Here is a 22436-nt window from a genome sequence, read left to right on the forward strand (position 1 = left end):
AATGTGGGCTTCCGCGAGCAACCTGCACCCGTGAGACGCATTCTGGGAATCGTCCTCGCCGTCCTGCTCCTCGGCGGCGTGGCCGCCGCCCTCGTGGTGGGCGGCGACAAGGACGACAGCGGCACGGCAACGAAGACCGTGCGAGGAGTCATCGGGTCGGAGAAGGCGGAGTTCTTCGCCGATCCCGAGGTCGTGAAGGCCCTGGCAGCCAAGGGCCTCACCGTGGGGACCGAGACCTCCGGGTCCTGGGACATGGAGCAACTGCCCCTCAAGGGGTACGACTTCGCGTTCCCGTCCGCCAAGGCGCCCGCCGACGGGATCAAGGCGAAGGCGAAGGTGACCGCGGCCCCGCTGCGGCCCTTCTACTCTCCGCTCGTGGTCGTCGCGCACAGCGCCGCCGCCAAGGTGCTCGCGGACAACGGGCTCGCCACGCTCGGCCCCGGCGGCCGCACCGGCGCCCTGCGGATGGAGCCGTATCTGGCCGCCGCCCGCGCCGACCGCACCTGGCAGCAGCTCAAGGGCTCCGCCGGGCACGCCGAGCTCAGCGGCACCCTCTTCATCACCTCGACCGACCCCGTCGCCTCCAACTCCGGCGCGCTCTACCTCGCCGCCGCGAGCTACGTCGCCGACGGCGGCCGGGTCGCCGGGGACAAGGCCGCCGTGGACCGCACCGCGCCGCTGCTGCGCAAGCTCACCCAGGTGCAGGGCGCCCAGCAGTCCAGCTCGGACGCGCCCTTCCGGGACTTCGTCAGCGGCGTCGGCAACCCGCTGGTGCTCGTGTACGAGTCGCAGGTGGCGTCCCAGCTGATCGCCAAGCAGGACCTGGGAGACCTGGTGGTGCTGTACCCGGACACCACCGTCAACAGCGACCACACCCTCGTACCGCTCACCGATGCCGGCCGCGCCCTCGGCGAACTCCTCTCCTCCGACCCCGAGTTGCGCAAGCTCGCGGTCCGGCACGGCTTCCGCCCGCAGGGCGCCGCCGCCGAGTTCACCGCCGCCACCGCCGGCCACACCGGCTACCTCAACCAGACGCTCGGCGGAGTCCGCCAGGCGCCCGTGCCCACCTCGCAGGTGCTGCACGAGATGGCGCTGCGGGCCCGCGACCAGGGGGGCACCGCATGACCACACCCACCACGCCGTCGCTCCAGCCGCCCGACGAGACGCCACTCGTCCTCACCCCGCCCGAGCCGGTCGCGCCGATCCGCGCCGAGCAGGCCGCCACGCTCGTACCGCTCGACGACTCCGTCCGTGCCGAAATGGGCCGCAGGGCCGCCGAGTACGTCGGCTCGCTCGCCGGACTCGACGCCCGCTCCCCCGAGTTCACCGGACGCATCGGCGAGATCGCCGCCCTCGGCTCGGGCGAGATCCGCACGGCCGCCCAGCAGTCCAACCGGATGCTGGACCGCACCGTCCGCTCCCTCGGCAGCGCCGGCGGCGACCCCACCACCCGGGTCGGCGACTCCCTCGTCGCACTGCGCCGCACCATCGAGGACCTCGACCCGCGCGACACCCCCGGCAAGGGCGTGCGCGGCCTCCTCGCCAAGCTGCCCGGCGGGAACCGGCTGCGCGACCACATCGCCCGGTACGCCTCCTCGCAGGACACCATCACCCGCATCCTCGACGCGCTGCGCGGCGGCCAGGACGAACTGCGCCGCGACAACGCGGCGTTGCAGACCGAGCGCGGCCGCCTGTGGGAGACCATGGGCAAGCTCCAGGAGTACGCGGTGCTCACCGAGGCCCTCGACGCCGCCGTGGAGCAGCGGATCGCCGCCACCGCCGACCCGGGCCAGGCCGACGCGCTCCGCGCCGACGTGCTGTTCCCGGTGCGGCAGAAGCACCAGGACCTGCTGACCCAGCTCGCGGTGTGCGCGCAGGGCTATCTGGCGATGGACGTGGTGCGCCGCAACAACGACGAGCTGATCAAGGGCGTCGACCGGGCCGCCACGACGACGGTGACGGCGCTGCGGATCGCCGTGATGCTGGCCGCCGCGCTCGACCACCAGAAGAAGGTCGTCGAGCAGGTGAACGCGCTGCGCGGCACGACGGAGACCCTGATCCAGGGCAACGCGGCGGCCCTCGCGGGCCAGTCCGGCGACATCCAGCGGCTCGCGGCGGAGCCCGCGGTCGGCCTGGAGACGGTGCGCACGGCGTTCCAGCAGATCTACCGGACGCTCGACGCGATCGACACGTACAAGGTGCGCGCGACCGAGTCGATGGCGCAGACCGTGGACGCGCTCTCCGGTGAACTGCGCACCGCGAGCGGATACCTGGAACGCGCCCAGGGAGCAGAGGGCACCTCCTCGCCCGGCATCCTCGAAGGAGGCCGCGGATGAGACCCCGTACCGCAGGCGTCCGTACGGGCCGGCTCGCGGCCCTCGCCCTCGCCCTGGCCCTCGCGGTCACCGGCTGCACCTCCGACGCCGACACCGGCAAGGGCGGCGGCGCACCCTCGCCCGACACCGGCGCGTACCGCTCCGGCACCCTGCGTGTCCTCGCCTCCTCCGAACTCGCCGACATGGCCCCGGTCCTGGAGGAGGCCCGCAAGGCGACCGGTGTCACCGTGCGCCCCACCTACGCCGGCACCCTGGACGCGGTCGAGCGGATCGCCTCGGGCGAGGCGGACAAGCAGTACGACGCGATCTGGCTGTCCTCCAACGACTACCTCCGGCTGCGGCCCGAGGTCGCGCGGCGGATCACCGCCGAGACGCCGGTGATGGCCTCACCGGTGGCGTTCGGGGTGCGGCCCGAGGTGGTGACCCGGCTCGGCTGGGACCCGGAGAAGGTCACCTGGGCGCAGATCCACCGGGCGGTCGCCGAGAAGAAGCTGACGTACGGCATGACCGACCCGCTGCGCTCCAACTCCGGTTTCTCCGCGCTCGTCTCGGTCGCCTCCGGCCTGTCCGGCGCGCAGGCGGCGCTCACCGACGCCGATGTGCGGGCGACGAGCCCGAAGCTGAAGGAGTTCTTCGCCGGGCAGAAGCTGACCTCCGGCTCCTCGGGCTGGCTGGCCACCGCGTACGGCCGGCGCACCGACATCGACGCGCTGGTCAACTACGAGTCGGTGCTGCTCTCGATGCCGCAGAAGCTGACCGTGATCCGCCCGGCCGACGGGGTGGTGACCGCCGACTATCCGCTGACCTCGCTGACCGCCGCGCGGCCCGAGGCGAAGGACGCGGCCCGCCGGCTCGCCTCGCACCTGCGCACCCCGGCCGCGCAGAAGCTGATCACCGAGCGGACCCTGCGCCGTCCCGTGGTCCCCGGGGTGGCACCGGAGCGGCGGCTCGCGGCCGGTCCGCGCCGCGAACTGCCGTTCCCCGGCAGCCGGTCGGTGGCGGACGGGCTGCTCGACGCGTACGACAACACGCTGCGCCGCCCCTCGCGGACGGTGTACGTGCTCGACACCTCGGGCTCGATGGACGGCGAGCGGCTCGACCGGCTGAAGAAGGCCCTTGTGGAGCTGACCGGCGACTTCCGGGACCGGGAGGAGGTGACGCTGCTGCCGTTCGGCTCCTCGGTGAAGGAGTCCGAGGTCACCACGCACACGGTGGACCCGGCGGCGCCGAAGGCCGCCCTGGACGCGATCCGCGCCGACGCGAACCGGCTGTCGGCGTCCGGCGGCACGGCCATCTACTCCAGTCTGGAGGCGGCGTACGGGAAGCTTGGCACCGCGTCGGAGGACACCTTCACCTCGATCGTCCTGATGACGGACGGCGCCAACACCGACGGCGACCCGGCCGGCGCCTTCGACGGCTTCTACCGGGGCCTCGGCCCGGAGCAGCAGCGCATCCCGGTGTTCCCGATCCTGTTCGGCGACTCCGACCGGGCGGCGCTCGACCACATCGCCCAGCTCACCGGCGGCCGGCTGTTCGACGCCAACCAGGGCTCGCTCGACGGGGCCTTCGAGGAGATCCGTGGCTACCAGTGACAGAGCGCTGCGCTATCTGGAGTCCCGCAAGAACCTGGTGGGCTGCGCCTGCGGCCTGGCCGGACTGGGGCTGACCCTGACCGGCGCCGCGGGCGCGCTGTGGCCGGCGGTCGTGGCCGGTCTGTACGGGGCGGGGGCGCTGATCGCGCCGCCGGAGCGCCCGCCCGCCCCGGCCTTCCCGGAGCCGGCCGAGCAGCTCGACGCGCTGCGGACCGACCTGACGACGCTCCGCTCGTACCTCGCCGAGGTGGAGCTCCCGCCGGCCGCGCACGGCCGGCTGACCGAGCTGGACACGCTGGTCGGTGCGCTGCTCGAACCGGGCTGGGTGAGCGACCCGGAGCACGTCCGGGTGCTCGCCCGCACGGTCCGGCAGGACGTCCCGGAGGCGGTCGACGCCTTCGTCCGCACCCGCTGGTGGAACCGGGTGGTGCCGGGCGCGGAGCCTCCGGAGCGCCATCTGGAGCGTCAGTTGGGGGCGTTGTACGAGGAGGCGGCGGCCATCGCGGACGCGCTGCGGGAGGCGGAGGCGCGGCGCCAGGAGACGCACACCCGCTACCTGGAGGACCGCGGACGGTGACCGGGGGCCGACCGGGCCGGTGCCCAGGGCCCGTGACCAGGATTCGTGACCAGGGACACAAACGCTGGTCACCGGCTGCGGAGGCCGATCGTCCGCTGCCGGTGATCCACTATGTTCCGAGCATGACACCTATGCAGCGTTCCACGTCCCGCCGTACCGTCCTGACGGCCTTCGCCGCGGCCGCCACGGCGGGCGCCCCGGTCCTCGGTCAGCTCGCCGCCGCGGCCCCGGCGTCCGCCGCGACGACGGCAGACGGCGAGTACCCGTCGAACACGGCGCTCTACCAGGATCCGACCCGCCATGAGGGCACGGACTTCAGCCGCCGCTACCGCCGGCACCAGCAGCTCGACCCGAGCATGAGCGCCACGTACGCCTTCCCGCGCACCGCCGTCCTCGCGCTGCACGGCGGCGGCATCGAGATCGGCACCAGCGAGCTGTGTCTGGGCATCGCCGGCTACAGCCCGGGCGACCCGGCCGGCACCCCGGTCCTGCCGTCCGTGCACGACTACTGGATGTTCGAGGGGCTGCTGTCCATCGGCAACTCGGCGCTGCACGTCACGTCGAAGAACTGCGACGACCATGTCGCCCTGTCCACGGCGGCGAGCCACCTCAACGTACTGTCCCTGCACGGCTGCAAGTTCGACCAGCTCAACCTGCCGACCGGCACCTTCCCGCCCACCGGCGACCGCCGTGTAGCCGTGGTCGGCGGCCTCAACGGCGCGCTCCGCACGGAGCTCGTGAAGGAGCTGAAGGCCGCCGGCTTCCCGGCCGTCGACTCCCTCTCCCCCGCATACGCCGATCTGCTCGGCGAGTTCAACGGCGACCACGTCGACAACCCGTGCAACCGGACGATGCTGCGCATGGGCGCGCAGCTGGAGCTGACGACCGAGCTGCGCACGAGCCTCTTCGACGACTCGTCCTCGCGTTCGGCCCGCGCGGCCACCTGGAACGCCGAGTTCGTGAAGTTCCGCGACGCCTGCCGCCGCGCGATCGCCACCGTCGAGGCCACCCAGCCGATTCTCTAGGGAATCTGCGCGGGCATGCGCCGGCCCCCGGAGCCGTGAGGGGGCTCCGGGGGCCGGATGCGTCGTGGCGGGCCGTCGTGACCCCAGCTGGTCAGGGCGGAAATCGGGGCAACCCGCCACGAGTTCGGGGATGGAACCTACGGCTGGCCGAGGCGCTCCACCAGGGCGTTGTACTGGTCCCACAGCTCCTTCGGCGTGTGGCTGCCGAAGGTCTCCAGGTGCGCCGGGATCAGGGAGGCCTCCTCGCGCCACACGTCCTTGTCGACGGTGAGCAGGAAGTCCAGGTCCTCCTCGGCGATCTCCAGGCCGTCGGTGTCCAGGGCGCCCTTCGTCGGCAGGATGCCGATGGGGGTCTCGACGCCCTCGGCCTTGCCGTCGAGGCGCTCGACGATCCACTTCAGGACGCGGCTGTTCTCGCCGAAGCCGGGCCACACGAACTTGCCCGCGTCGTTCTTGCGGAACCAGTTCACGTAGTAGATCTTCGGGAGCTTCGCGGCGTCGGCGGAGGCGCCGACCTTGACCCAGTGGGCCATGTAGTCGCCCATGTTGTAGCCGCAGAACGGCAGCATGGCGAAGGGGTCGCGGCGCAGCTCGCCGACCTTGCCCTCGGCGGCGGCGGTCTTCTCGGAGGCCACGTTGGCGCCGAGGAAGACGCCGTGGTTCCAGTCGAAGGACTCGGTGACCAGCGGCACGGCGGAGGCGCGGCGGCCGCCGAAGAGGATCGCGGAGATCGGGACGCCCTTGGGGTCCTCCCACTCGGGCGCGATGATCGGGCACTGCGAGGCCGGGACCGTGAAGCGCGAGTTCGGGTGGGCGGCGGGCGTCTCGGACTCCGGGGTCCAGTCGTTGCCGCGCCAGTCGGTCAGGTGCGCCGGGGTCTCCTCGGTGAGGCCCTCCCACCACACGTCGCCGTCGTCGGTGAGCGCGACGTTGGTGAAGACGGAGTTGCCCCACAGCGTCTTGATGGCGTTGGCGTTGGTGTGCTCGCCGGTGCCGGGCGCGACGCCGAAGAAGCCGGCCTCGGGGTTGATCGCGTAGAGGCGCCCGTCCGCGCCGAAGCGCATCCAGGCGATGTCGTCGCCGATGGTCTCGACGGTCCAGCCGGGGACGGTCGGCTCCAGCATCGACAGGTTCGTCTTGCCGCAGGCCGACGGGAAGGCGGCGGCGACGTAGCGGGACTCGCCCTGCGGCGGGGTCAGCTTGAGGATGAGCATGTGCTCGGCGAGCCAGCCCTCGTCACGCGCCATGACGGACGCGATGCGCAGCGCGTAGCACTTCTTGCCGAGCAGGGCGTTGCCGCCGTAGCCGGAGCCGTAGGACCAGATCTCGCGGGTCTCGGGGAAGTGCGAGATGTACTTGGTGGTGCTGCACGGCCACGGCACGTCCGCCTCGCCCTCCGCGAGGGGGGCGCCGACGGAGTGCACGGCCTTGACGAAGAAGCCGTCGGTGCCGAGCTCGTCGAGGACGGCCTGTCCCATGCGGGTCATGGTGCGCATGGAGACGGCGACGTACGCGGAGTCGGTGATCTCGACGCCGATGGCGGAGAGCGGGGAGCCGACCGGGCCCATGCAGAAGGGCACCACGTACATGGTGCGGCCCTTCATGGAGCCGCGGAAGATCCCCTTGTCGCCCGCGAAGAGCTCGCGCATCTCCGCCGGGGCCATCCAGTTGTTCGTCGGGCCCGCGTCCTCCTCCTTCTCGGAGCAGATGAAGGTCCGGTCCTCGACGCGCGCGACGTCGGTCGGGTCGGAGGCGGCGTAGTACGAGTTCGGGCGCTTGACCGGGTCCAGCTTCTTGAAGGTCCCCTTGGCGACCAGCTCCTCGGCGAGGCGGTCGTACTCGGCCTCGGACCCGTCGCACCACACGACGCGGTCGGGCTGGGTGATCTCGGCGATCTCGTTGACCCAGGAGACGAGCTCCTGGTGCTGGGTCGGGACAGTGGAGGGAGCCGCGTTGTCGCGCGCCACGATTGCTCCTTGAAGAGGGGTTTTTAGATGTATGCCCCTTGGGGGCTGCGACCCGGATGCGTGTGTTGCGTCGTAGGCGCTCATCCGGTGCCGACCGCACTCATTTGATCATCCGATGTCGGCGCCCATATGTCCAGAGGGCCGCACACGTGAGCATCACCACTCATATCCGTGGCTTACGGAGGCGTAGGTACGATGGCGAGCCATGACAGCAGCCTCGCCGGACCTCACCGCAACGGAGCAGCGCCCGGCGCTGCCGTTCCCGCTCAAACCGAGACTCCGAGGCTGGCTGCACGCCGGAATGTTCCCCGCGGTGATCGTCGCGGGGCTTGTTCTGGTCGCCCTCTCCGACTCGCCGCGGGCCCGCATCGCCTGCGGCGTCTACGTGCTCACGGCCTGCCTGCTCTTCGGCATCAGCGCGCTGTACCACCGGGGCAACTGGGGGCCGCGCGGCGAGGCGGTGCTCCGGCGCCTCGACCACGCCAATATCTTCCTGATCATCGCGGGCACCTATACCCCGCTGACGCTGCTGCTCCTCCCCGACTCCACCGGACGGCCCCTCATCTGGGCGGTCTGGGCGGCGGCCGCCGCCGGCATCGCCTTCCGGGTCTTCTGGGTCGGCGCCCCCCGCTGGCTCTACACCCCGTGCTACATCGCGATGGGCTGGGCCGCCGTCTTCTTCCTGCCCGACTTCATGCGGGCCGGCGGCATCGCCGTCCTCGTCCTGGTGATCGTCGGCGGTCTGCTCTACAGCGCGGGCGGTGTCGTCTACGGCATCAAGCGCCCGAACCCCTCACCGCGCTGGTTCGGCTTCCACGAGGTCTTCCACTCCTTCACCCTCGCCGCCTTCATCGTCCACTACGTCGGCATCTCGCTGGTCGCCTACCAGGCGTGAGCGAACCGTCCCCGCGCCCCTCCCTGCGTGAGCGCAAGAAGCTGAAGACCCGCGCCGCGATCCGCCGGGCCACCTACCGGATCGCGGCCGAGCAGGGCTGGGAGGCCGCCACCACCGAGGCCATCGCCACGGCCGCCGAGGTCTCCCCCTCGACCGTGGTGCGCTACTTCCCGGTCAGGGAGGACATCGTCCTCACCGACGACCAGGACGAACTGCTCCTCGCCCGGCTGCGCGCCCGCCCGGCCGGCGAGGACCCGCTCGACTCGCTGCGCACCGTCGTCCTCGACGCCGTCACCACCGCGCTCGCCGCCGAACCCGCCGAGACCCGGCTGCGCGCCCGCCTCATGGTGGAGATCCCCGCCGTGCGCGCCCGGCTCACCGAGACCACCGCCCAGACCGGCCGGCTGCTCTCCGGCGCGATCGCCGAACGCACCGGCCGCTCCCGCGACGACCTGGAGGTACGGGTCTTCACCGCCGCCGTCCTCGGCGCCCTGCGCGAGGCCGCCGTCCACTGGGCCGAACACGGCCAGGGCGACGACCTGGTGCACCTCCTCGACCGGACCGTCGACACCCTCAAGGCCGGGCTGACGCTCCGAACGCGCCCCTGACCACCTCGCCCGAGGCCGGGTTCTCCGGGCACTCCCACACCCCGTGCGGGCAGTAGTCGGTGAAGGTCTGGTAGAGCGGCCGGTGCCGCGCGAACCAGTCCAGCATCCCCCGTACGTACGCCGGATTGTCCCCGTTGCGGAACAGCCCCCACTCCGGGAACGACACCGGCTTGCCGTGCTCGGCCGCGAACCGGGCGTGGAAGTCGAGCCCGTACGGCTCCGTCACCTGCTCCTCGAACGACAGACCGGCCGGCTGGTCGTAGGCGTCGAGCCCGATCACGTCCACCACGTCGTCGCCCGGGTAGCAGCGCGGCCAGGGAACGGCGTCCAGGCCCCGGCTCGGCGTGAAGTCGAAGCGGAAGCGCTGCCCCGGCACCGCCCGCAGCTCCGCCACCACCCGCCGCCAGTACGCCTTCCAGCTCTCCGGGTCCGGCCCGCAGCGGTGCGCGTACGTGGTGCCGTTCATCTCCCAGCCGAGCACCAGGACCGCGTCCGCGAGCCCGTGCGTCACCAGACGCTCGCCCAGCGTCCGGAAGTGCCCGTCGAACGCGCCGGCCGCCCCGCGCCGCAGGCCCGCCCGCACCTCCGCGTCGGTCAGGCCCTCCTCGTTGCGGTCGAGCAGCGGCACGTTGAGCACGAACATCCGCCCGGGCCGCTCCGCCTTCCAGCGCGCCCACGGCTCGAACAGCGCCGGATGCCCCTCGATGTTCGACCAGCGGTCTCCCGGCAGATAGGTGTGCCCGACGGTCAGCGACGCCCCGCCCAGCCACTCCTCCACCCCGGCGATCCGCCGCACCCCGGTCTCGTCGGAGCCGGTGAAGAAGCCGGAGGGTACCGTCACCCGCCGCGGTACGGGCTCCGCCCGCGAGTGCCGCCCGTCCGGCGCGAGCCGCCCGTACGGCAGCAGGAACACGAGAACGACCGCGAGCAGCACCGTCGGCGCCACTCGCGGCCAGATCGTCAGGGAACGCACGTCAGCTGGTCCAGAACTCCCACCAGCGGGTCAGGATCAGCATCCCGATGATCCCGATGTGCAGCACCGGCAGCGCGAAGGTGAACTCCGTCAGGAAGCCCTTCACGGCGGCGGGCGCGGGCAGGAACCCGTGCCGCAGGTTGTGCGCGGTCGTGTACCAGAACATGGTGATCGTCGCGCACCAGGCCAGACAGCACCACAGGCACAGCGAGTTGATCTCGTACAGCGACTGCTGCATCAGCCAGGTGCAGAAGGCCACGCCGAACAGCATCCCGGCGTTCAGCCCGAGCCAGAACCAGCCCCGGTAGCGGGCGCCGGCCAGGATCCCGGCGCCCACGGCGACGACGACGGCGTACGTGATGAGGCCGAGCATCGGGTTCGGGAAACCGAACACCGCCGCCTGCGCGCTCTTCATGATGTTGCCGCAGGAGACCACCGGATTCAGGCTGCACCCCGGCTGGAAGCCCGGGTCCTCGGCCAGCCTGATCTTGTCGATGGTGATGACCCAGCCGGCCAGCACACCCGCCGCGCCCGTCACCACGAGCAGCCAGGCGAAGGCCCGGCTCGCGCCGGTCCCCGCTCCGCCCGCCCGCTCGGTCTCCTCCAGCTGCCGCTGACCGGGGACCCCGGTCCCGCCGCGTACGTTCACCGTCGCCATGAGCGCGCCCCCTGTCCGCTCAGCCCTGGATCCGGCTCACCGGCACCGCGATGAGACCCGAGTTCCGCACGACGTGGTCGTCCATGAGGAAGGCCTTGAGGCGGTCCTCCGCGATCGGCACGCCCGGCTGCGCGTCCGCCCACGGGACGACCGGGATCTTCACGATGACGTGGCCGGTCTCGTACGCCGCCGCCTGCCACTCGGCCGGCACCATGCACTGCGCGTTCATGAACGGCAGGGTGAGCACCGCGCGCTCCGCCTCGACGAGCAGATGCGCGCCGACCCCGCGGTCCTGGCCGGCGTCGACGACGACGCCGCCGATCTGCACGCCCATGTCCTCCAGGGTCGTCCGCAGCTCCGCCTCGACGGCCTCCGGGCCGTGCAGGCCGTCCCCGAGCGAATACACCATCAGAAAGGGGGTGGCGGGCATGTCATCGGTGGGCCCCAGGGTCCACGAGATGACGGTGAGCGTCCCCATCGAATGCGCGCTGTGCGCCTTGGACGCGACGTTGGAAGTGGTCATGAATCCGGATGCTAGGGGACGAACACCCGGTAGCCGGAGCCGAATTCACTCATTCGGCCGAGAATCCGTCCGCTGGCATTTCCGCCGCAACGAACCGGGGTTTTCATCGTTGTGCCCATAGGGCACCTTTTCGACCCCAGGAGATCACCCATGATCGTCCCGCGCCGGGTGGCCGTGCGTTCGCTTTTCGCACTGGCCGTCACCGCCTTCACCGGCGGCGCGCTCACCCGTATCACCGCCATACCGGACCGGCAGGACCGGACCGGTCCGCACGACGCCGGCGACCCGCACGCCTTCGACGAGATGTACGCGGGCCGGCGCATCCAGGGCTTCGCGGGACCGACCGGCGAGCCCGTGGTGCTCGTCGACGGCCGGCCGCTGCACCTGATGCGCTGCGCCGACGGCGGCTGGGTCACCCCGGTCGACCACTACGAGTCCTGCCCCACGCCGCTCGCGGCCACCCGCGCGGCCGTGGCCGGGCTCGGACCCGAGCCGCTGAGCCGCTACGCCGCCGCGCACGGCGGCCACGACGCCGGGGCCGCCTATCCGGGAGGGAGCCCGCGTGGCGTACACGCGTAAGAACCAGCGCGACCTGACCGGCGCCGAGCGCCGGCGCTTCGTCTCCGCCGTGCTGGAGCTCAAGCGCAACGGGGGGTACGACGAGTTCGTCCGCACCCATATCGACTACTACGTCTCCGACGGGGAGGGGAAGCTGCGTGTCGCACACATGTGCCCCAGCTTCCTGCCCTGGCACCGCAAGTTCCTGCTCGAGTTCGAGCGGGCCCTGCGCAAGATCGACCCGTCGGTGACCGTGCCGTACTGGGACTGGACCCGGGACAACACCCCGGCGGCCTCGCTGTGGGGCGAGGACTTCCTCGGCGGCAACGGGCGGGCCGGCGACCACCAGGTGACCACCGGCCCCTTCGCGTACGCCACCGGGCGCTGGACGGTCCGCTACGGCATGACCGAACAGAAGTACCTGAGCCGCGACTTCGGCCGCCCGGGCGACCCGATCACGCTGCCCACCGCGGCCGACGTGGACACGGCGCTGCGCGAACGGACGTACGACACGGCTCCGTGGAACTCCACCAGCCCCACCGGCTTCCGCAACCGCGTCGAGGGCTGGGGGCAGGGCACCGGCAACGCCCGCTTCCAGCTGCACAACCGGGTGCACCGCTGGGTCGGCGGGCTGATGCTCGGCGGCGGCTCGGTCAACGACCCGGTCTTCTGGCTGCACCACGCCTACGTGGACCTGCTGTGGTCGCGCTGGCAGGCCCGCAACCCGAGCGCGGGCTATCTGCCGAAGGACCCGCCGCCCCTCGGCGACCCGCAGTACCGCAAGGTCGCGGCGCTGCGCGAGCGGATGGGCCCGTGGAACGTCTCGCCGTCCGAGCTGCTCGACCACAGCGCCGTCTACCGCTACGCGTGACGGACGCCGCCCCGGCACACGAAAGCGTCCCCCGGCCCGCTGGTACGGGCCGGGGGACGCCGGGTCACTCCGGGGAGGCGGGCGGTCAGCCGCCGTAGCCGCCGTCGTCGTGGCCGTGGCCGCCGTCGACGTTCGCGCACTGGTTGCCGAAGGCCGGGTTGATCAGGCCGATGACGTTGACGGTGTTGCCGCAGAGGTTGATCGGCACGTGGACCGGGACCTGCACGACGTTGCCGGAAGCGACGCCGGGCGAGTGGGCGGCGACGGCCTCGGCGCCGGCGTCGGCGACGGCCAGGCCGGCCCCGCTGAGGGCAACGGCACCGGTGCCGGCGATAACAGCGGCAGCCTTCGCGATGCGAGACATCAAGAACTCCTTGAACGGGGAAAGCGACCGCGAGAATCACGGCCACACGCGTCCTTCAACGGCGAAAGCTCACACGAGTCACGGGCATTGCGCCGAATGGGAGCGAAGAAAAATCAGAATCGGAAGAGATGGCCCGCGAAGCGCCCGTCCGCCCGCCGTCGGATACGACGGGCCGGACCGGTGTTCCGCGGGCCGCGGCCATGCGACAAGCCTTCACTTGCAACGAGCAAGGACCCCATGGGTGGCGGGAAGAATCGTGTCTTCACCCGCCGGTCCACCGCTCTGCACAAGAACTGCGCAAACGGTCAGGGGGCGAGGCCGAGCTGCGGGTCGAGCGCGCCGTTCAGCGCGGGGGTGAGCAGGCCGACCTCGGGGACCCCGAGCCCGGGCAGTCCGAGCGGGTCGCCCTGCGGCGCGTGCAGCGCGTTGCCGACGGTGGCGCCGGGGGTGACGGCGTTCATCTCGGAGCGCGGGCTGGTGAGCTCGGCGGTGCCGGGCTCGCTGCCGCGCAGCACCTCGGGAAGCGGCGCCGCGATGTCGGTCTCCGACAGGGTGCTCGCGAGCGGGAGGCGGGGCAGCGAGAGGTCCGGCAGCGCGCCGGTGCCCTTGTGGAAGCCGGTGGGCGCGCCCGGGATCGGCGTGGGGACGCCGGTGGCGACGGTGGGGGCGTCCATCGGGAGCACCGGCTCCAGGCCCTGCAGCGGGACGACCACGGGGGCGTCGGCGGAGGCGGTGGGGGCGAGGGCCGCCGAGGCGAGGGCGGCGGCGAGGAGACCCAGGCCGGCGTGAGATCGCAGATTCATGTCCTGCAAACGAGTTGCCCGGCCGATACGTGACGGGATTCCCCTGAGTGCAGCAACACGAGGCCCCCACCGGTGAGGGCGGGGGCCTCGGTTGACGTCGCGTCAGTGCCTACGGCCGCCGCGGACCAGGCGCCCGCCGCGCAGGTACATCACGGTGCCGCCGATGACGAGCGCGGCGCTGACGGCCGCGGCACCCATGAGGGCGGTGGAGTCGTTGCCGGTGTCGGGCAGGTGCGGGTGGTCGGTCTCGCAGCCGTAACCGTGGTCGCCCTCCTCGCAGGGGGGAGTGGTGGTGGGCGGGGTCGTCGTGGGAGGAGTCGTCGTCGGCGGCGTGGTCTCACAGCCCGGACCGTGCTCACCCTCCTCACACGGCGGGGTCGTGGTCGGCGGGGTCGTCGTGGGAGGAGTCGTCGTCGGCGGCGTCGTGGTGGGCGGGGTGGTGGTCGGCGGCGTCGTCTCACAGCCCGGACCGTGCTCACCCTCCTCACACGGAGGAGTGGTGGTGGGCGGGGTCGTCGTGGGAGGAGTCGTCGTCGGCGGCGTGGTCGTGGGCGGGGTGGTGGTCGGCGGGGTGGTGGTGGGCGGCGTGGTCTCACAGCCCGGACCGTGCTCACCCTCCTCACACGGCGGGGTCGTGGTCGGCGGGGTCGTCGTGGGAGGAGTCGTGGTCGGCGGCGTCGTGGTGGGCGGGGTGGTGGTGGGCGGGGTTGTGGTGGGAGGAGTCGTCGTGGGCGGCGGGGTCGTCTCGCAACCGTGGCCGTACCCGCCCTCCTCACACCCCGGGTGGCCCGTGGGCGGCGTCGTGGGGTGGCCCGTGGGCGGCTTCGTGGGGTGGCCGCCCTCGTCGTCGCCGTAGCCGTCGGGGTCGTCGTGCCCGCCGCCCTTCACGGCGGACTCGACCGCCTGGCGACAGATGTCGGCGACCGCCGCGGACAGCTCCCCCGACCCCGCGTGGTCACCGCAGATGTTGGCCGGCAGGGGCACTCGCGCGTGGTGACCGGCGTCGGTGGCGGACGGATCTCCCGTCGCGGCCACGGAGTTCACGGCGAGACCGATGCCGCCGGTGAGCGACAGGATGCCGGCCGCCGCGGCGGTCGTGAGGATTTTCCTGCTGATGTTGGGTCGCATTCCGCTCTTCCTCCACATGCCACGCCTCCGACTGCGTGGGACGAACGCGAGCGTAGGAAGCGGGACCCGAGAAAACGGGAGCAACACGACATACCATCAGAAAATCATTCAATCGGACCTCGAAGGGAGGCAAAAAGATGCGGCCCTGGCCGGGATCGCCAGGGCCGTTCACCGCATCGGCGGCCGAGTCGCCGTCAGCCGCCGAGCGGGAGCCCACCGAGCGCACCGGCACCCAGCGGAACGCCGCCGAGCAGCTTGGCGCCGCCCTGGCCGACCTCGTTCAGCTTCTCCGCGGTGTCGGTGACCGCCTTGACCGGCGAGCCCTCCGTGGTGTTGCTGAGCACGTCCGTGTTCAGCCCGCTGCCGGTGAGCGCGCCGAGGCCACCGTCCAGGCTGGTGGGCAGCGGGCTCTCCGCGGCCATGGCGGGCGCGGCGACACCCAGGGCCAGCAGAGAACCGGCGACGGCCGCGGCAACCTTGGTGGGCTTCATGAAGGGTTTCCTTCCATCGGTGAGCAAGTCGCTTGCCGTACAGGCCTCTTGAGGTGAATCCCGTACGTCGTTCCGCTCTCTGTAACGAGACGTCCGCCGCCCGGAAACTCCGTGAGCGGGGATTTCCCGACACTGCACCCGAAGGAATGGAACTGGTGTGATTGACGTACCGCCCGCGCCACCACCCGCGCACGCCGGCGCGAAAAGGGCCGGACCCGCCCAGGAGTTCTGGGACGGGCCCGGCCCGGAGTGCGCGGATCCGGCTAGCGGACCGGCAGCGCCGGCGTGGCCGGCAGGGCGTCCGTCGACACCGGCGGCGTGACCGGCAGGGTGTCGGTGGAGACCGGCGGCTTGACCGGCAGGTCACCCGTGGACACCGGCGGCTTCACCGGCAGGGTGTCGGTCGAGACCGGGAGGCTCGGCAGAGTGGGCAGCCCGGCCAGGTCCGGGGCCGGCAGACCGCTGCCGAGGACCGTTGCCACGACCAGGTTGACCAGCGAGGTCAGGGTCGCGGTGACCTGGGGGACGACACCGGTGGCGTTGCCGGAGGTGACGGCGGCGAGCAGGTCCGCGACCGCCTTCTGGACCGTGGCGAGCGCGTCGCCGACGACGTCGGCGGGCGCCGCGGCCCGGACGCCGACCGGGATCGCGGAGGTCACGGGAGCCGTCACGGCCGAGGTCACCGACGAGGCCGCCGCGGGCGTCTCGACGGCGGGCGGCGTGACCGGGGTCTCGGCGGCCGGCGGGGTGACCGGGGTCTCGGCCGCGGGCGGCGTGACCGGGGTCTCGGGGAGCGGGGCCGGGGCCGTCTCCTTCGCCGCGTCGACGGCGGTCGCGATCTTCTCCTTGAACGCCTCGGCGTCGGCGGCGGGCAGCTGCCCGTCGTCGGCCTTCAGGACCGCGGTGATCAGCTCGGTCACCGGGGTGCTCACGGAGCCGAGTTCACCGAGGGCGTCGGCCTGGGCGAGGAGGGCGGCGGCGTCGGGGAGGGGGGCTCGGGCGCCGGCATGGGCGGCCGGGCGGGACGGGCGGTGTTCGTCGGCGAAGGCGGGTCCCGCCATGCCGAGGGTGAGTGCGGCGGATATCGCCAGGGCGGTGAAGCGGGGCAAAGCATGGGGACGCATATGTGTTCCTTTTCCTTATGCGTCGGACAACAGCTCTGCCACCGTGCCTGCGGCTATAGCGCTCCGCAACCGACGGACTACTGAGCGCCACGAATCCGTTCGAGTGAATCCACCCGCCTGACCTGCTCCTCCACGGGGCGTGCGCCGTTGCACCCGACGGCGCACGGGGGTGCGTCCGAACGGGGTTCGAACGAGATCCGAACGAGTCGGCACAGGGGGCAGCACGGTGGGCGGACGGCGAAAGGCCGGCGCGGCGACCCGGACGGGTCGCCGCGCCGGCCTCGGAAGGACCGCGATCCGGCGCGCGAGGTCAGCCGGCGTTGACGCAGGTGTTGCCGAAGGCCGGGTTCAGGGCGCCGATGACGCTCACGGTGTTGCCGCAGACGTTGACCGGGACGTGGACCGGGACCTGGACGAGGTTGCCGGACAGCACGCCCGGGGAGCCCACGGCGGCGCCCTCGGCTCCGGCGCTGGCGGCGGCGACACCCGCGGCACCGGCAACGGTGGCGACGGCACCGACGGACAGAGCAACAGCCTTCGCGATACGGGACATGGAGAACGTCTCCTCGATCGATTTTCAACTCGGACGGCACGGACGGTATTGCCCGGCTGCATCAACAACGCCGCTGGATTTCATCGGTTGCTCTCCCGAACGGGTGACGTTCAACCGATCTTTGGGCCATAGGAGCGTCATTCGAGTGACTGGGCCCAGAAAGGCGCAACACGCTCAACGAGGAACGTGCCGGTTGGATACGGAAGTTAGCGTTTGTGAGCATCTAATGCTTACTATCGCCCGTCGCGGGGGTTATAACGTTCCCGGACGTTGCTTCCGGTCCCGTCGCGCGTTCATCCATTTCGCGCGACCGACTTCTCCCCTCCCTCCCCCGGTCACCACGGGTCTTCCCTTCTCTCTCTCATCAAAGCGGAGAACCTGTATGCGGAATTCAGCGGTTCATGCCGTACGTCGGGGTCTGGTGTGTGCCTTCTCGTGCGCGGCGCTGTCCGCCGTGCTCCCGGCCGCCTCGGCCGCCGCGCCCCCGCCGGCGCCCCGGTCCGAGGAGTCCGCCCGACTGCCCTTCAAGGCGAGGTTCGAGGCGGTGCAGCACGGTGGGGTCGTGCGCGCCGCCAACTCCTCGGCCACCGGCGCCGCCGGCACCGAGTCGGCCAACGACGGCGCCACGATCGCGTACGTCGACGTGGACGCCGATCCCAACACCTACAACTCCAGCCGCGCCGAACTGCGCGTGCCCGCCGGTGCCCGGGTCAGCTGGGCCCGCCTGTACTGGGGCGGAAACCTGCGGGTGGGCGAGCAGAAGCCGCCCGAGGACAACGGCCGGGTACTGATCGCCGAGCCCGGCGGCCAGTACAAGGCGGTGCTCGCCGACACCACGATCGGCCACCGCACCGCCGACGGCGCCGACGCCTTCCAGGCCTCCGCCGATGTCACCGAGCTGGTCCGCTCGTCCCGTTCGGGCCTGTGGACGGTCGCCCAGGTGAACGTCGCCATGGGCCGTTCGGCCGTGGGCGGCTGGGGCGGCTGGACGCTGGTCGCCGCGTACGAGAAGGCCGACGAGCCACTGCGCCGACTGGCCGTATGGGACGGATTCGAGACGCTCGGGCCGAAGAACCAGGAGCTCACGGTCCCGCTCGCGCTGGGCGCGCACCGCGTTCCGGTCGGCGCGGACGGGCACCTCGGAATCGTCGGCTACGACGGCGACCGGGGGACTGCCGGGGATTACCTGGCGGTGGAGACCGGCCGGGCGAAGAGCGTCACGCGCAGCGTGATCTCCGATTCCGCGAATTCCGCGGACGACGTGATGAACTCCAGCATCACGGAATCGGGAACAAGTCGGATGGAACGACTGCCCGCTCATCAGAACACCCTGGGGTACGACTCGGACGTCTTCGATCTGCGGGGGGCGCTGCGCCATGGGGCCGATCGTTTCCACATCCGCCTCGGAAGCCGGAAGGACGCCGTCTGGCTCGGCGCGCTCTTCCTCCAGGCGGACCTCGAACAGCCACGTGGCCTCGAAGCGGCCGACGCGGACTGACCCCGGGCCGGACGTGCTGCACGCCGTCCAGCCCGGTGACGGCGGGGTCGCCCGGGTCGTCATCGACCTGGTCCGCGACCAGCTGGCCGCGGGCCTGCGGGTCGCGGTGGCCTGTCCGCCCGGCACCGAACTCGCCGCCGCGGTACGGGCGGAGGGCGCCGAGGCGTACGACTGGCGGGCCGGCCGCGAGCCCGGCCCGGCGCTGCTGAGGGAGACCCGGGAGCTCGGCCGGCTGCTGCGGGCCGTACGCCCGACGCTCGTGCACGCGCACAGCGCCAAGGCCGGGCTCTGCGCCCGGCTCGCGCTGCGCGGCCGGGTGCCGACCGTGTACCAGCCGCACGCCTGGTCCTTCGAGGCCGTCGGGGGGACGACCGCCGCGCTCGCCCGGGTCTGGGAGCGCGCGGCGGCCCGCTGGACCGCCCGGATCGTGTGCGTCAGCGCGGCCGAACGCCGTACCGGCGAGGACGCCGGGGTGCGGGCCGCCTGGTCGGTGATCCACAACGGGGTGGACGCCGCCCGCTTCGCGCCGCCCGCCGATGACGCGGACGCCGCGCCGAGCCCGGGCCCGGAGTGCGAACTCCCGGGCTCCGGGCCGCTCGTGGTGTGCGTGGGCCGGCTGTGCCGGCAGAAGGGGCAGGACGTCCTGCTCGACGCCTGGCCGGAGGTGCTCGCCGCCGTGCCGGACGCCCGTCTCGTCCTGGTCGGCGACGGCCCGGACGCGGCGGCGCTGCGGGCGGCCGCCGACCGGTACTTCTCGGTGCACTTCACGGGCGCGGTCGCCGACCCCGCGCCCTGGTACCGGGCCGCCGACCTGGTCGTCCTGCCGTCCCGGTGGGAGGGCATGGCCCTCGCGCCGCTGGAGGCCATGGCGAGCGGCCGGCCGGTGGTGGTCGGCGACGTGGACGGGGCGCGCGAGAGCCTGCCGCCCGGCCACGAGGAGCACTGCCTGGTCCCGTCCGGGGACCCCGCCGCGCTCGCCGCCGCGCTCGGCCGCCTTCTGGGCCGTGCCGGGCTGCGGCACTCGCTGGGCCGGGAGGCCCGCGAGCACGTACTCAGCAGATTCGATGTGCGGCGCACCGGCGCGGCCGTCGCGGAGCTCTACCGCGAAGTGGCCGGAGTGCGGTGCACGGAGCACAGAGAGCCGATCGCACAGTGACAACCGAAAGCACCAGCGTCAACCCTTCGCCGGGCCCGTGGCACGTGGCGGCCCAGTTCCCCGGTCTCGCATCGACGCGGACCGCGTCCGACCGGCTCGCGCTGCCGCTGCGCCGGCCCGTACGGGAGCGGTACGCGGCCGTGCCGCTGGTCGCGGCCGACGTGCTGGCCGTGCTGCTCGCGGTCGGTGTGCTGTCCGCGGCGCACCGCCGCTGGGAGCTGGCGCTGCCGGTCGTCGTCCTGGTCGTCGCGCTGGACGCCCGGGCCGGGCTGCACCGGCCGGCCGCGCTGCCCGCCCGGGTGCTCGACGAGGTGCCGGCGCTCGCCGCCCGTGCCGGGATCGCCTGGTGCGTGACGGCGGCGGCGGTCGCCGCGTACGCCCCGGCGCTCGCGATCGGACCGCTGCGGCTGTGCGCCGCGTACGCCACGCAGGTGACGGCGGTGTTCGCGGTGCGCGGTCTGGTGCTCGCCCGGCGGCGCCGGGCGGCCCGGACGCATCCGCGGTCCGCGCTCGTGGTGGGTGCGGCGGGCCCGGCCCGGCGGTTCGCCGGGGCGCTCGCGCAGCACCCGGAGTACGGCGTGCGGCCGGTCGGGATCGTCGCGCCGCGCGCGGACGGCGAGCCGGGTCTGCCGGTCCTGACGACCACCGAGGAGATCCACCGGGCGGTCATCCAGAACACGGTGCGCGACGCCGTGGTGCTGGCCTCGGACGCGGCGGACGAGGGTCTGGTGACGCTGTTCCAGCAGTACGGCTGCGCCACCTGGCGGGTCGGCGGGGAACGGGCGGGCGGTCCGATGGGCGACCACCTGTGGGGGTACGGCTGCCGGCGTCTGGTGCCGCTCGGCGAGCGGCCCGGGCTGACCGCGAAGCGTGTCCTGGACGTGGCGCTCGCCGGTCCGGCGCTCGCCCTGGCGCTGCCGGTGCTCGCGGTGTGCGCGCTCGCGGTGCGGATCGCGGACGGGCCGGGGGTGCTGTTCCGGCAGGAGCGGGTGGGTCAGAACGGGCGTCTGTTCACGCTGTTGAAGTTCCGTACGCTCAAGCCGGCCGACGAGACGGAGTCGGCGACCCAGTGGAGCATCGCGAACGACCGGCGGATGAGCCCGGCCGGGCACTTCCTGCGGAAGACCTCGCTCGACGAGCTGCCGCAGCTGTGGAACGTGCTGCGCGGGGACATGAGCCTGGTCGGGCCGAGGCCCGAACGCCCGTATTTCGTGGCCCAGTTCAGCCGGGTCCACGCGGGTTACGCGGCCCGGCACCGGATGCCGGTGGGGCTGACCGGCCTTGCCCAGGTGCACGGGCTGCGCGGTGACACCTCGATCGAGGACCGCTGCCGTTTCGACAACCACTACATCGACCACTGGTCGCTCTGGCAGGACGTCTGCATCCTGCTGCGTACGGCGGCCGGCCTCGTGCGACCGACGGGAAGCTGACGATGACCACGGCCGTGACGGTGCCGGTGCCGGACACCGGGCCCGCAGCACGCTCCGAGGTACGGGAGTGGGCACGCCGCGCGGGGGCGCTGTCCCCGGTGCTCGCGGTGATCGCCCTGCTGCTGGTGCCGGGCGGCGGCGGCGCGCAGGGCGGGACGGGCGGCTCGGGCACGGTCGCCGACGCGGCGTCGGGCCTGCTGGTGCTGATCTGTCTGCTGCGGGTGGTGCGCGGCGGCGCCCGGCCGCTGACCCGGGCGGCGGCGGTGGTGCTCGGTCTGCCGGTGTTCGGTGTGTGTCTGGCCGCGATCACCTCGAACGACCCCGGGGCCAGCCTGCCGGGCGTGGCCCGCTATCTGCAGATCTTCGTGCTGGTGCCGGGCGCGGTGCTCGTGATGATCCGCGACCGGCGGGACTTCGCCGTGGTGGCCTGGGGCCTGGTCGGGCTCGCCCTGCTGGAGGGCGGCGTGGGCGTGCTGCAGTTCCTGACCGGCACCGGCGCCTCGTACCAGGGCGCGGACGTCCGGGCGGTCGGCACCTTCGGCGCGACCGACGTCATGGGCATGGCGACGGTCGTCGCGTACGGGCTCGTGATCGCGGCGGGCCTGGCCCTCGGGGGCCGGGCGGGCAGCCGGGCCCGGACGGCGGCGCTGGTCTGCGCGGGTGTGCTGTTCCTGCCGCTGGTGCTGTCCTTCAGCCGGGGCGCGTGGATCGCGACCGTGCTCGCCGTGGGTCTCCAGCTGCTGCTCGCCGGTCCGCGTCTGGCCGCCCGGGTCGCGCTCGCCGGAGCGGCCCTCGGGGTGGTCCTGGTCGGCGGTTTCGGCATCGGCTCCGACATGGTGAAGGAGCGCGTCACCAGCATCACCCAGGTGGCCGCCGCCCCCGACCAGTCGGTCACCGACCGGTACACGATGTGGGCGGCGGCCGGCCGCATGTGGCGCTCCGAGCCGCTGACCGGCGTCGGCCTCAAGGGCTTCCCCGCCTACCGCGACTCCAACGCCTCGCTCGCGCTGTCCTCCGGCAGCGACACCGCGGGCGCGGGTGCCGCGTTCGCCCGCCAGCCGCTGCTGTCCCCGCACAACATGTACCTGCTGATCCTGAGCGAGCAGGGCCTGTTCGGTCTGCTCGCCCTCGCCGGCAGCTGGGCGGCCCTGCTGGTCGCCGCGCTGCGGCGGCGCCGGCTAGGTCCTGCCCGGCGGGCCAGGGCCGGACAGGCCGCGGGGTCTGGTGCGGTACATCGCAAGGCGCCGGAGCGGGTCGGTATCGGGGGGATAGAGACACTCCCGCCCCCCCGGGGGGGGGGGGGGCC

Annotated in this window: 23 protein-coding genes; 13 read left to right on the plus strand and 10 right to left on the minus strand. The window is 72.7% G+C overall.

Annotation, left to right across the window (positions count from 1 at the left end; all coding sequences use genetic code 11):
* The first annotated feature begins 3 nt into the window (after positions 1–3).
* The 5 genes from AB0M18_RS29375 (at position 4) to AB0M18_RS29395 (ending at position 5530) form a co-directional block, all read left to right on the plus strand.
* Complete coding sequence (locus AB0M18_RS29375) at positions 4–1125, plus strand: hypothetical protein (protein WP_365763245.1); 1122 nt, start codon at positions 4–6, stop codon at positions 1123–1125.
* Complete coding sequence (locus AB0M18_RS29380; protein ID WP_365763247.1) at positions 1122–2336, plus strand: toxic anion resistance protein; 1215 nt, start codon at positions 1122–1124, stop codon at positions 2334–2336. The genes AB0M18_RS29375 and AB0M18_RS29380 overlap by 4 nt, the downstream gene beginning before the upstream one ends.
* Positions 2333–3928 (plus strand): VWA domain-containing protein, encoded by a 1596-nt coding sequence (locus AB0M18_RS29385; protein ID WP_365763249.1) that lies wholly within the window; start codon positions 2333–2335, stop codon positions 3926–3928. The genes AB0M18_RS29380 and AB0M18_RS29385 overlap by 4 nt, the downstream gene beginning before the upstream one ends.
* Complete coding sequence (locus AB0M18_RS29390) at positions 3915–4505, plus strand: hypothetical protein (RefSeq protein WP_365763251.1); 591 nt, start codon at positions 3915–3917, stop codon at positions 4503–4505. The genes AB0M18_RS29385 and AB0M18_RS29390 overlap by 14 nt, the downstream gene beginning before the upstream one ends.
* A 131-nt stretch (positions 4506–4636) precedes the next feature.
* Positions 4637–5530 (plus strand): poly-gamma-glutamate hydrolase family protein, encoded by an 894-nt coding sequence (locus AB0M18_RS29395; protein ID WP_365763253.1) that lies wholly within the window; start codon positions 4637–4639, stop codon positions 5528–5530.
* 137 nt (positions 5531–5667) lie between these two features.
* On the opposite strand, the gene AB0M18_RS29400 is transcribed toward AB0M18_RS29395, so the two are convergent.
* The gene (locus AB0M18_RS29400) at positions 5668–7497 is read right to left on the minus strand and encodes a phosphoenolpyruvate carboxykinase (GTP) (RefSeq protein ID WP_365763255.1); all 1830 of its coding nucleotides are present in this window, start codon (positions 7495–7497) and stop codon (positions 5668–5670) included.
* A 205-nt stretch (positions 7498–7702) separates the two neighbouring features.
* Here AB0M18_RS29400 and AB0M18_RS29405 point away from each other — a divergent pair, with 205 nt between their 5' ends.
* Together AB0M18_RS29405 and AB0M18_RS29410 are read left to right on the plus strand one after the other, a co-directional pair.
* Entirely contained in the window at positions 7703–8392 is a 690-nt protein-coding gene (locus AB0M18_RS29405) for a hemolysin III family protein (RefSeq protein WP_365763257.1), read from the plus strand.
* Positions 8389–9000 carry a TetR family transcriptional regulator gene (locus AB0M18_RS29410; RefSeq protein WP_365763259.1) on the plus strand — a complete coding sequence of 204 codons (612 nt, stop codon included), beginning with the start codon at positions 8389–8391 and terminating at the stop codon, positions 8998–9000. The genes AB0M18_RS29405 and AB0M18_RS29410 overlap by 4 nt, the downstream gene beginning before the upstream one ends.
* Here the strand turns inward: AB0M18_RS29410 and AB0M18_RS29415 are convergent.
* From AB0M18_RS29415 to AB0M18_RS29425, 3 genes are read right to left on the minus strand one after another with little or no spacing between them, the layout of a single operon-like run.
* Positions 8966–9964 carry a glycosyl hydrolase gene (locus tag AB0M18_RS29415; protein ID WP_365763299.1) on the minus strand — a complete coding sequence of 333 codons (999 nt, stop codon included), beginning with the start codon at positions 9962–9964 and terminating at the stop codon, positions 8966–8968. The genes AB0M18_RS29410 and AB0M18_RS29415 overlap by 35 nt on opposite strands.
* 10 nt (positions 9965–9974) lie before the next feature.
* Complete coding sequence (locus tag AB0M18_RS29420) at positions 9975–10631, minus strand: vitamin K epoxide reductase family protein (RefSeq protein ID WP_365763261.1); 657 nt, start codon at positions 10629–10631, stop codon at positions 9975–9977.
* A 19-nt stretch (positions 10632–10650) separates the two neighbouring features.
* Entirely contained in the window at positions 10651–11154 is a 504-nt protein-coding gene (locus tag AB0M18_RS29425; protein ID WP_365763263.1) for a DUF5949 family protein, read from the minus strand.
* Between the two features lie 150 nt (positions 11155–11304).
* Between AB0M18_RS29425 and AB0M18_RS29430 the strand changes: the two genes are divergently transcribed.
* Positions 11305–11733, plus strand: a complete 429-nt coding sequence (locus tag AB0M18_RS29430) for a tyrosinase family oxidase copper chaperone (RefSeq protein WP_365763265.1) — start codon at positions 11305–11307, stop codon at positions 11731–11733.
* Positions 11717–12583, plus strand: coding sequence for a tyrosinase family protein (locus tag AB0M18_RS29435; protein WP_365763267.1), 867 nt, complete (start codon positions 11717–11719; stop codon positions 12581–12583). The genes AB0M18_RS29430 and AB0M18_RS29435 overlap by 17 nt, the downstream gene beginning before the upstream one ends.
* 85 nt (positions 12584–12668) lie before the next feature.
* On the opposite strand, the gene AB0M18_RS29440 is transcribed toward AB0M18_RS29435, so the two are convergent.
* From AB0M18_RS29440 to AB0M18_RS29465, 6 genes are all read right to left on the minus strand, one after another.
* Positions 12669–12947: a chaplin gene (locus AB0M18_RS29440; protein WP_365763269.1), complete on the minus strand. Its 279-nt coding sequence runs from the start codon at positions 12945–12947 to the stop codon at positions 12669–12671.
* 305 nt (positions 12948–13252) lie between these two features.
* Positions 13253–13750 (minus strand): hypothetical protein, encoded by a 498-nt coding sequence (locus AB0M18_RS29445; RefSeq protein ID WP_365763271.1) that lies wholly within the window; start codon positions 13748–13750, stop codon positions 13253–13255.
* Positions 13751–13852: 102 nt separating this feature from the next.
* Positions 13853–14878: a hypothetical protein gene (locus AB0M18_RS29450; protein WP_365763273.1), complete on the minus strand. Its 1026-nt coding sequence runs from the start codon at positions 14876–14878 to the stop codon at positions 13853–13855.
* A 194-nt stretch (positions 14879–15072) separates the two neighbouring features.
* Entirely contained in the window at positions 15073–15369 is a 297-nt protein-coding gene (locus tag AB0M18_RS29455; RefSeq protein WP_365763275.1) for a hypothetical protein, read from the minus strand.
* Positions 15370–15632: 263 nt separating this feature from the next.
* Positions 15633–16493, minus strand: coding sequence for a hypothetical protein (locus AB0M18_RS29460; protein WP_365763277.1), 861 nt, complete (start codon positions 16491–16493; stop codon positions 15633–15635).
* A 310-nt stretch (positions 16494–16803) separates the two neighbouring features.
* Positions 16804–17046, minus strand: a complete 243-nt coding sequence (locus AB0M18_RS29465) for a chaplin (RefSeq protein WP_365763279.1) — start codon at positions 17044–17046, stop codon at positions 16804–16806.
* Between the two features lie 382 nt (positions 17047–17428).
* On the opposite strand from AB0M18_RS29465, the gene AB0M18_RS29470 reads away from it, so the two are divergent.
* From AB0M18_RS29470 to AB0M18_RS29485, 4 genes are all read left to right on the plus strand, one after another.
* A complete protein-coding gene (locus AB0M18_RS29470) occupies positions 17429–18544 on the plus strand; it encodes a DUF3344 domain-containing protein (protein WP_365763281.1) in 1116 nt (371 codons plus the stop codon).
* Positions 18545–18557: 13 nt separating this feature from the next.
* Entirely contained in the window at positions 18558–19700 is a 1143-nt protein-coding gene (locus tag AB0M18_RS29475) for a glycosyltransferase (RefSeq protein ID WP_365763283.1), read from the plus strand.
* Positions 19697–21130 carry an exopolysaccharide biosynthesis polyprenyl glycosylphosphotransferase gene (locus AB0M18_RS29480; RefSeq protein WP_365763285.1) on the plus strand — a complete coding sequence of 478 codons (1434 nt, stop codon included), beginning with the start codon at positions 19697–19699 and terminating at the stop codon, positions 21128–21130. The genes AB0M18_RS29475 and AB0M18_RS29480 overlap by 4 nt, the downstream gene beginning before the upstream one ends.
* 2 nt (positions 21131–21132) lie before the next feature.
* A partial coding sequence (locus tag AB0M18_RS29485; protein ID WP_365763287.1) for an O-antigen ligase family protein occupies positions 21133–22436 on the plus strand: 1304 nt, incomplete at its 3' end.

Origin of the sequence: Streptomyces sp. NPDC051909, from assembly GCF_040681095.1 — a bacterium.
GTDB lineage: Bacteria > Actinomycetota > Actinomycetes > Streptomycetales > Streptomycetaceae > Streptomyces.

Coding starts and splice junctions, on each gene's coding strand:
- AB0M18_RS29380 (WP_365763247.1), top strand. CDS start 1,122: ATGACCACACCCACCACGCCGTCGCTCCAGCCGCCCGACGAGACGCCA.
- AB0M18_RS29385 (WP_365763249.1), top strand. CDS start 2,333: ATGAGACCCCGTACCGCAGGCGTCCGTACGGGCCGGCTCGCGGCCCTC.
- AB0M18_RS29395 (WP_365763253.1), top strand. CDS start 4,637: ATGCAGCGTTCCACGTCCCGCCGTACCGTCCTGACGGCCTTCGCCGCG.
- AB0M18_RS29405 (WP_365763257.1), top strand. CDS start 7,703: ATGACAGCAGCCTCGCCGGACCTCACCGCAACGGAGCAGCGCCCGGCG.
- AB0M18_RS29420 (WP_365763261.1), bottom strand. CDS start 10,631: ATGGCGACGGTGAACGTACGCGGCGGGACCGGGGTCCCCGGTCAGCGG.
- AB0M18_RS29425 (WP_365763263.1), bottom strand. CDS start 11,154: ATGACCACTTCCAACGTCGCGTCCAAGGCGCACAGCGCGCATTCGATG.
- AB0M18_RS29430 (WP_365763265.1), top strand. CDS start 11,305: ATGATCGTCCCGCGCCGGGTGGCCGTGCGTTCGCTTTTCGCACTGGCC.
- AB0M18_RS29440 (WP_365763269.1), bottom strand. CDS start 12,947: ATGTCTCGCATCGCGAAGGCTGCCGCTGTTATCGCCGGCACCGGTGCC.
- AB0M18_RS29445 (WP_365763271.1), bottom strand. CDS start 13,750: ATGAATCTGCGATCTCACGCCGGCCTGGGTCTCCTCGCCGCCGCCCTC.
- AB0M18_RS29450 (WP_365763273.1), bottom strand. CDS start 14,878: ATGCGACCCAACATCAGCAGGAAAATCCTCACGACCGCCGCGGCGGCC.
- AB0M18_RS29455 (WP_365763275.1), bottom strand. CDS start 15,369: ATGAAGCCCACCAAGGTTGCCGCGGCCGTCGCCGGTTCTCTGCTGGCC.
- AB0M18_RS29460 (WP_365763277.1), bottom strand. CDS start 16,493: ATGCGTCCCCATGCTTTGCCCCGCTTCACCGCCCTGGCGATATCCGCC.
- AB0M18_RS29465 (WP_365763279.1), bottom strand. CDS start 17,046: ATGTCCCGTATCGCGAAGGCTGTTGCTCTGTCCGTCGGTGCCGTCGCC.
- AB0M18_RS29470 (WP_365763281.1), top strand. CDS start 17,429: ATGCGGAATTCAGCGGTTCATGCCGTACGTCGGGGTCTGGTGTGTGCC.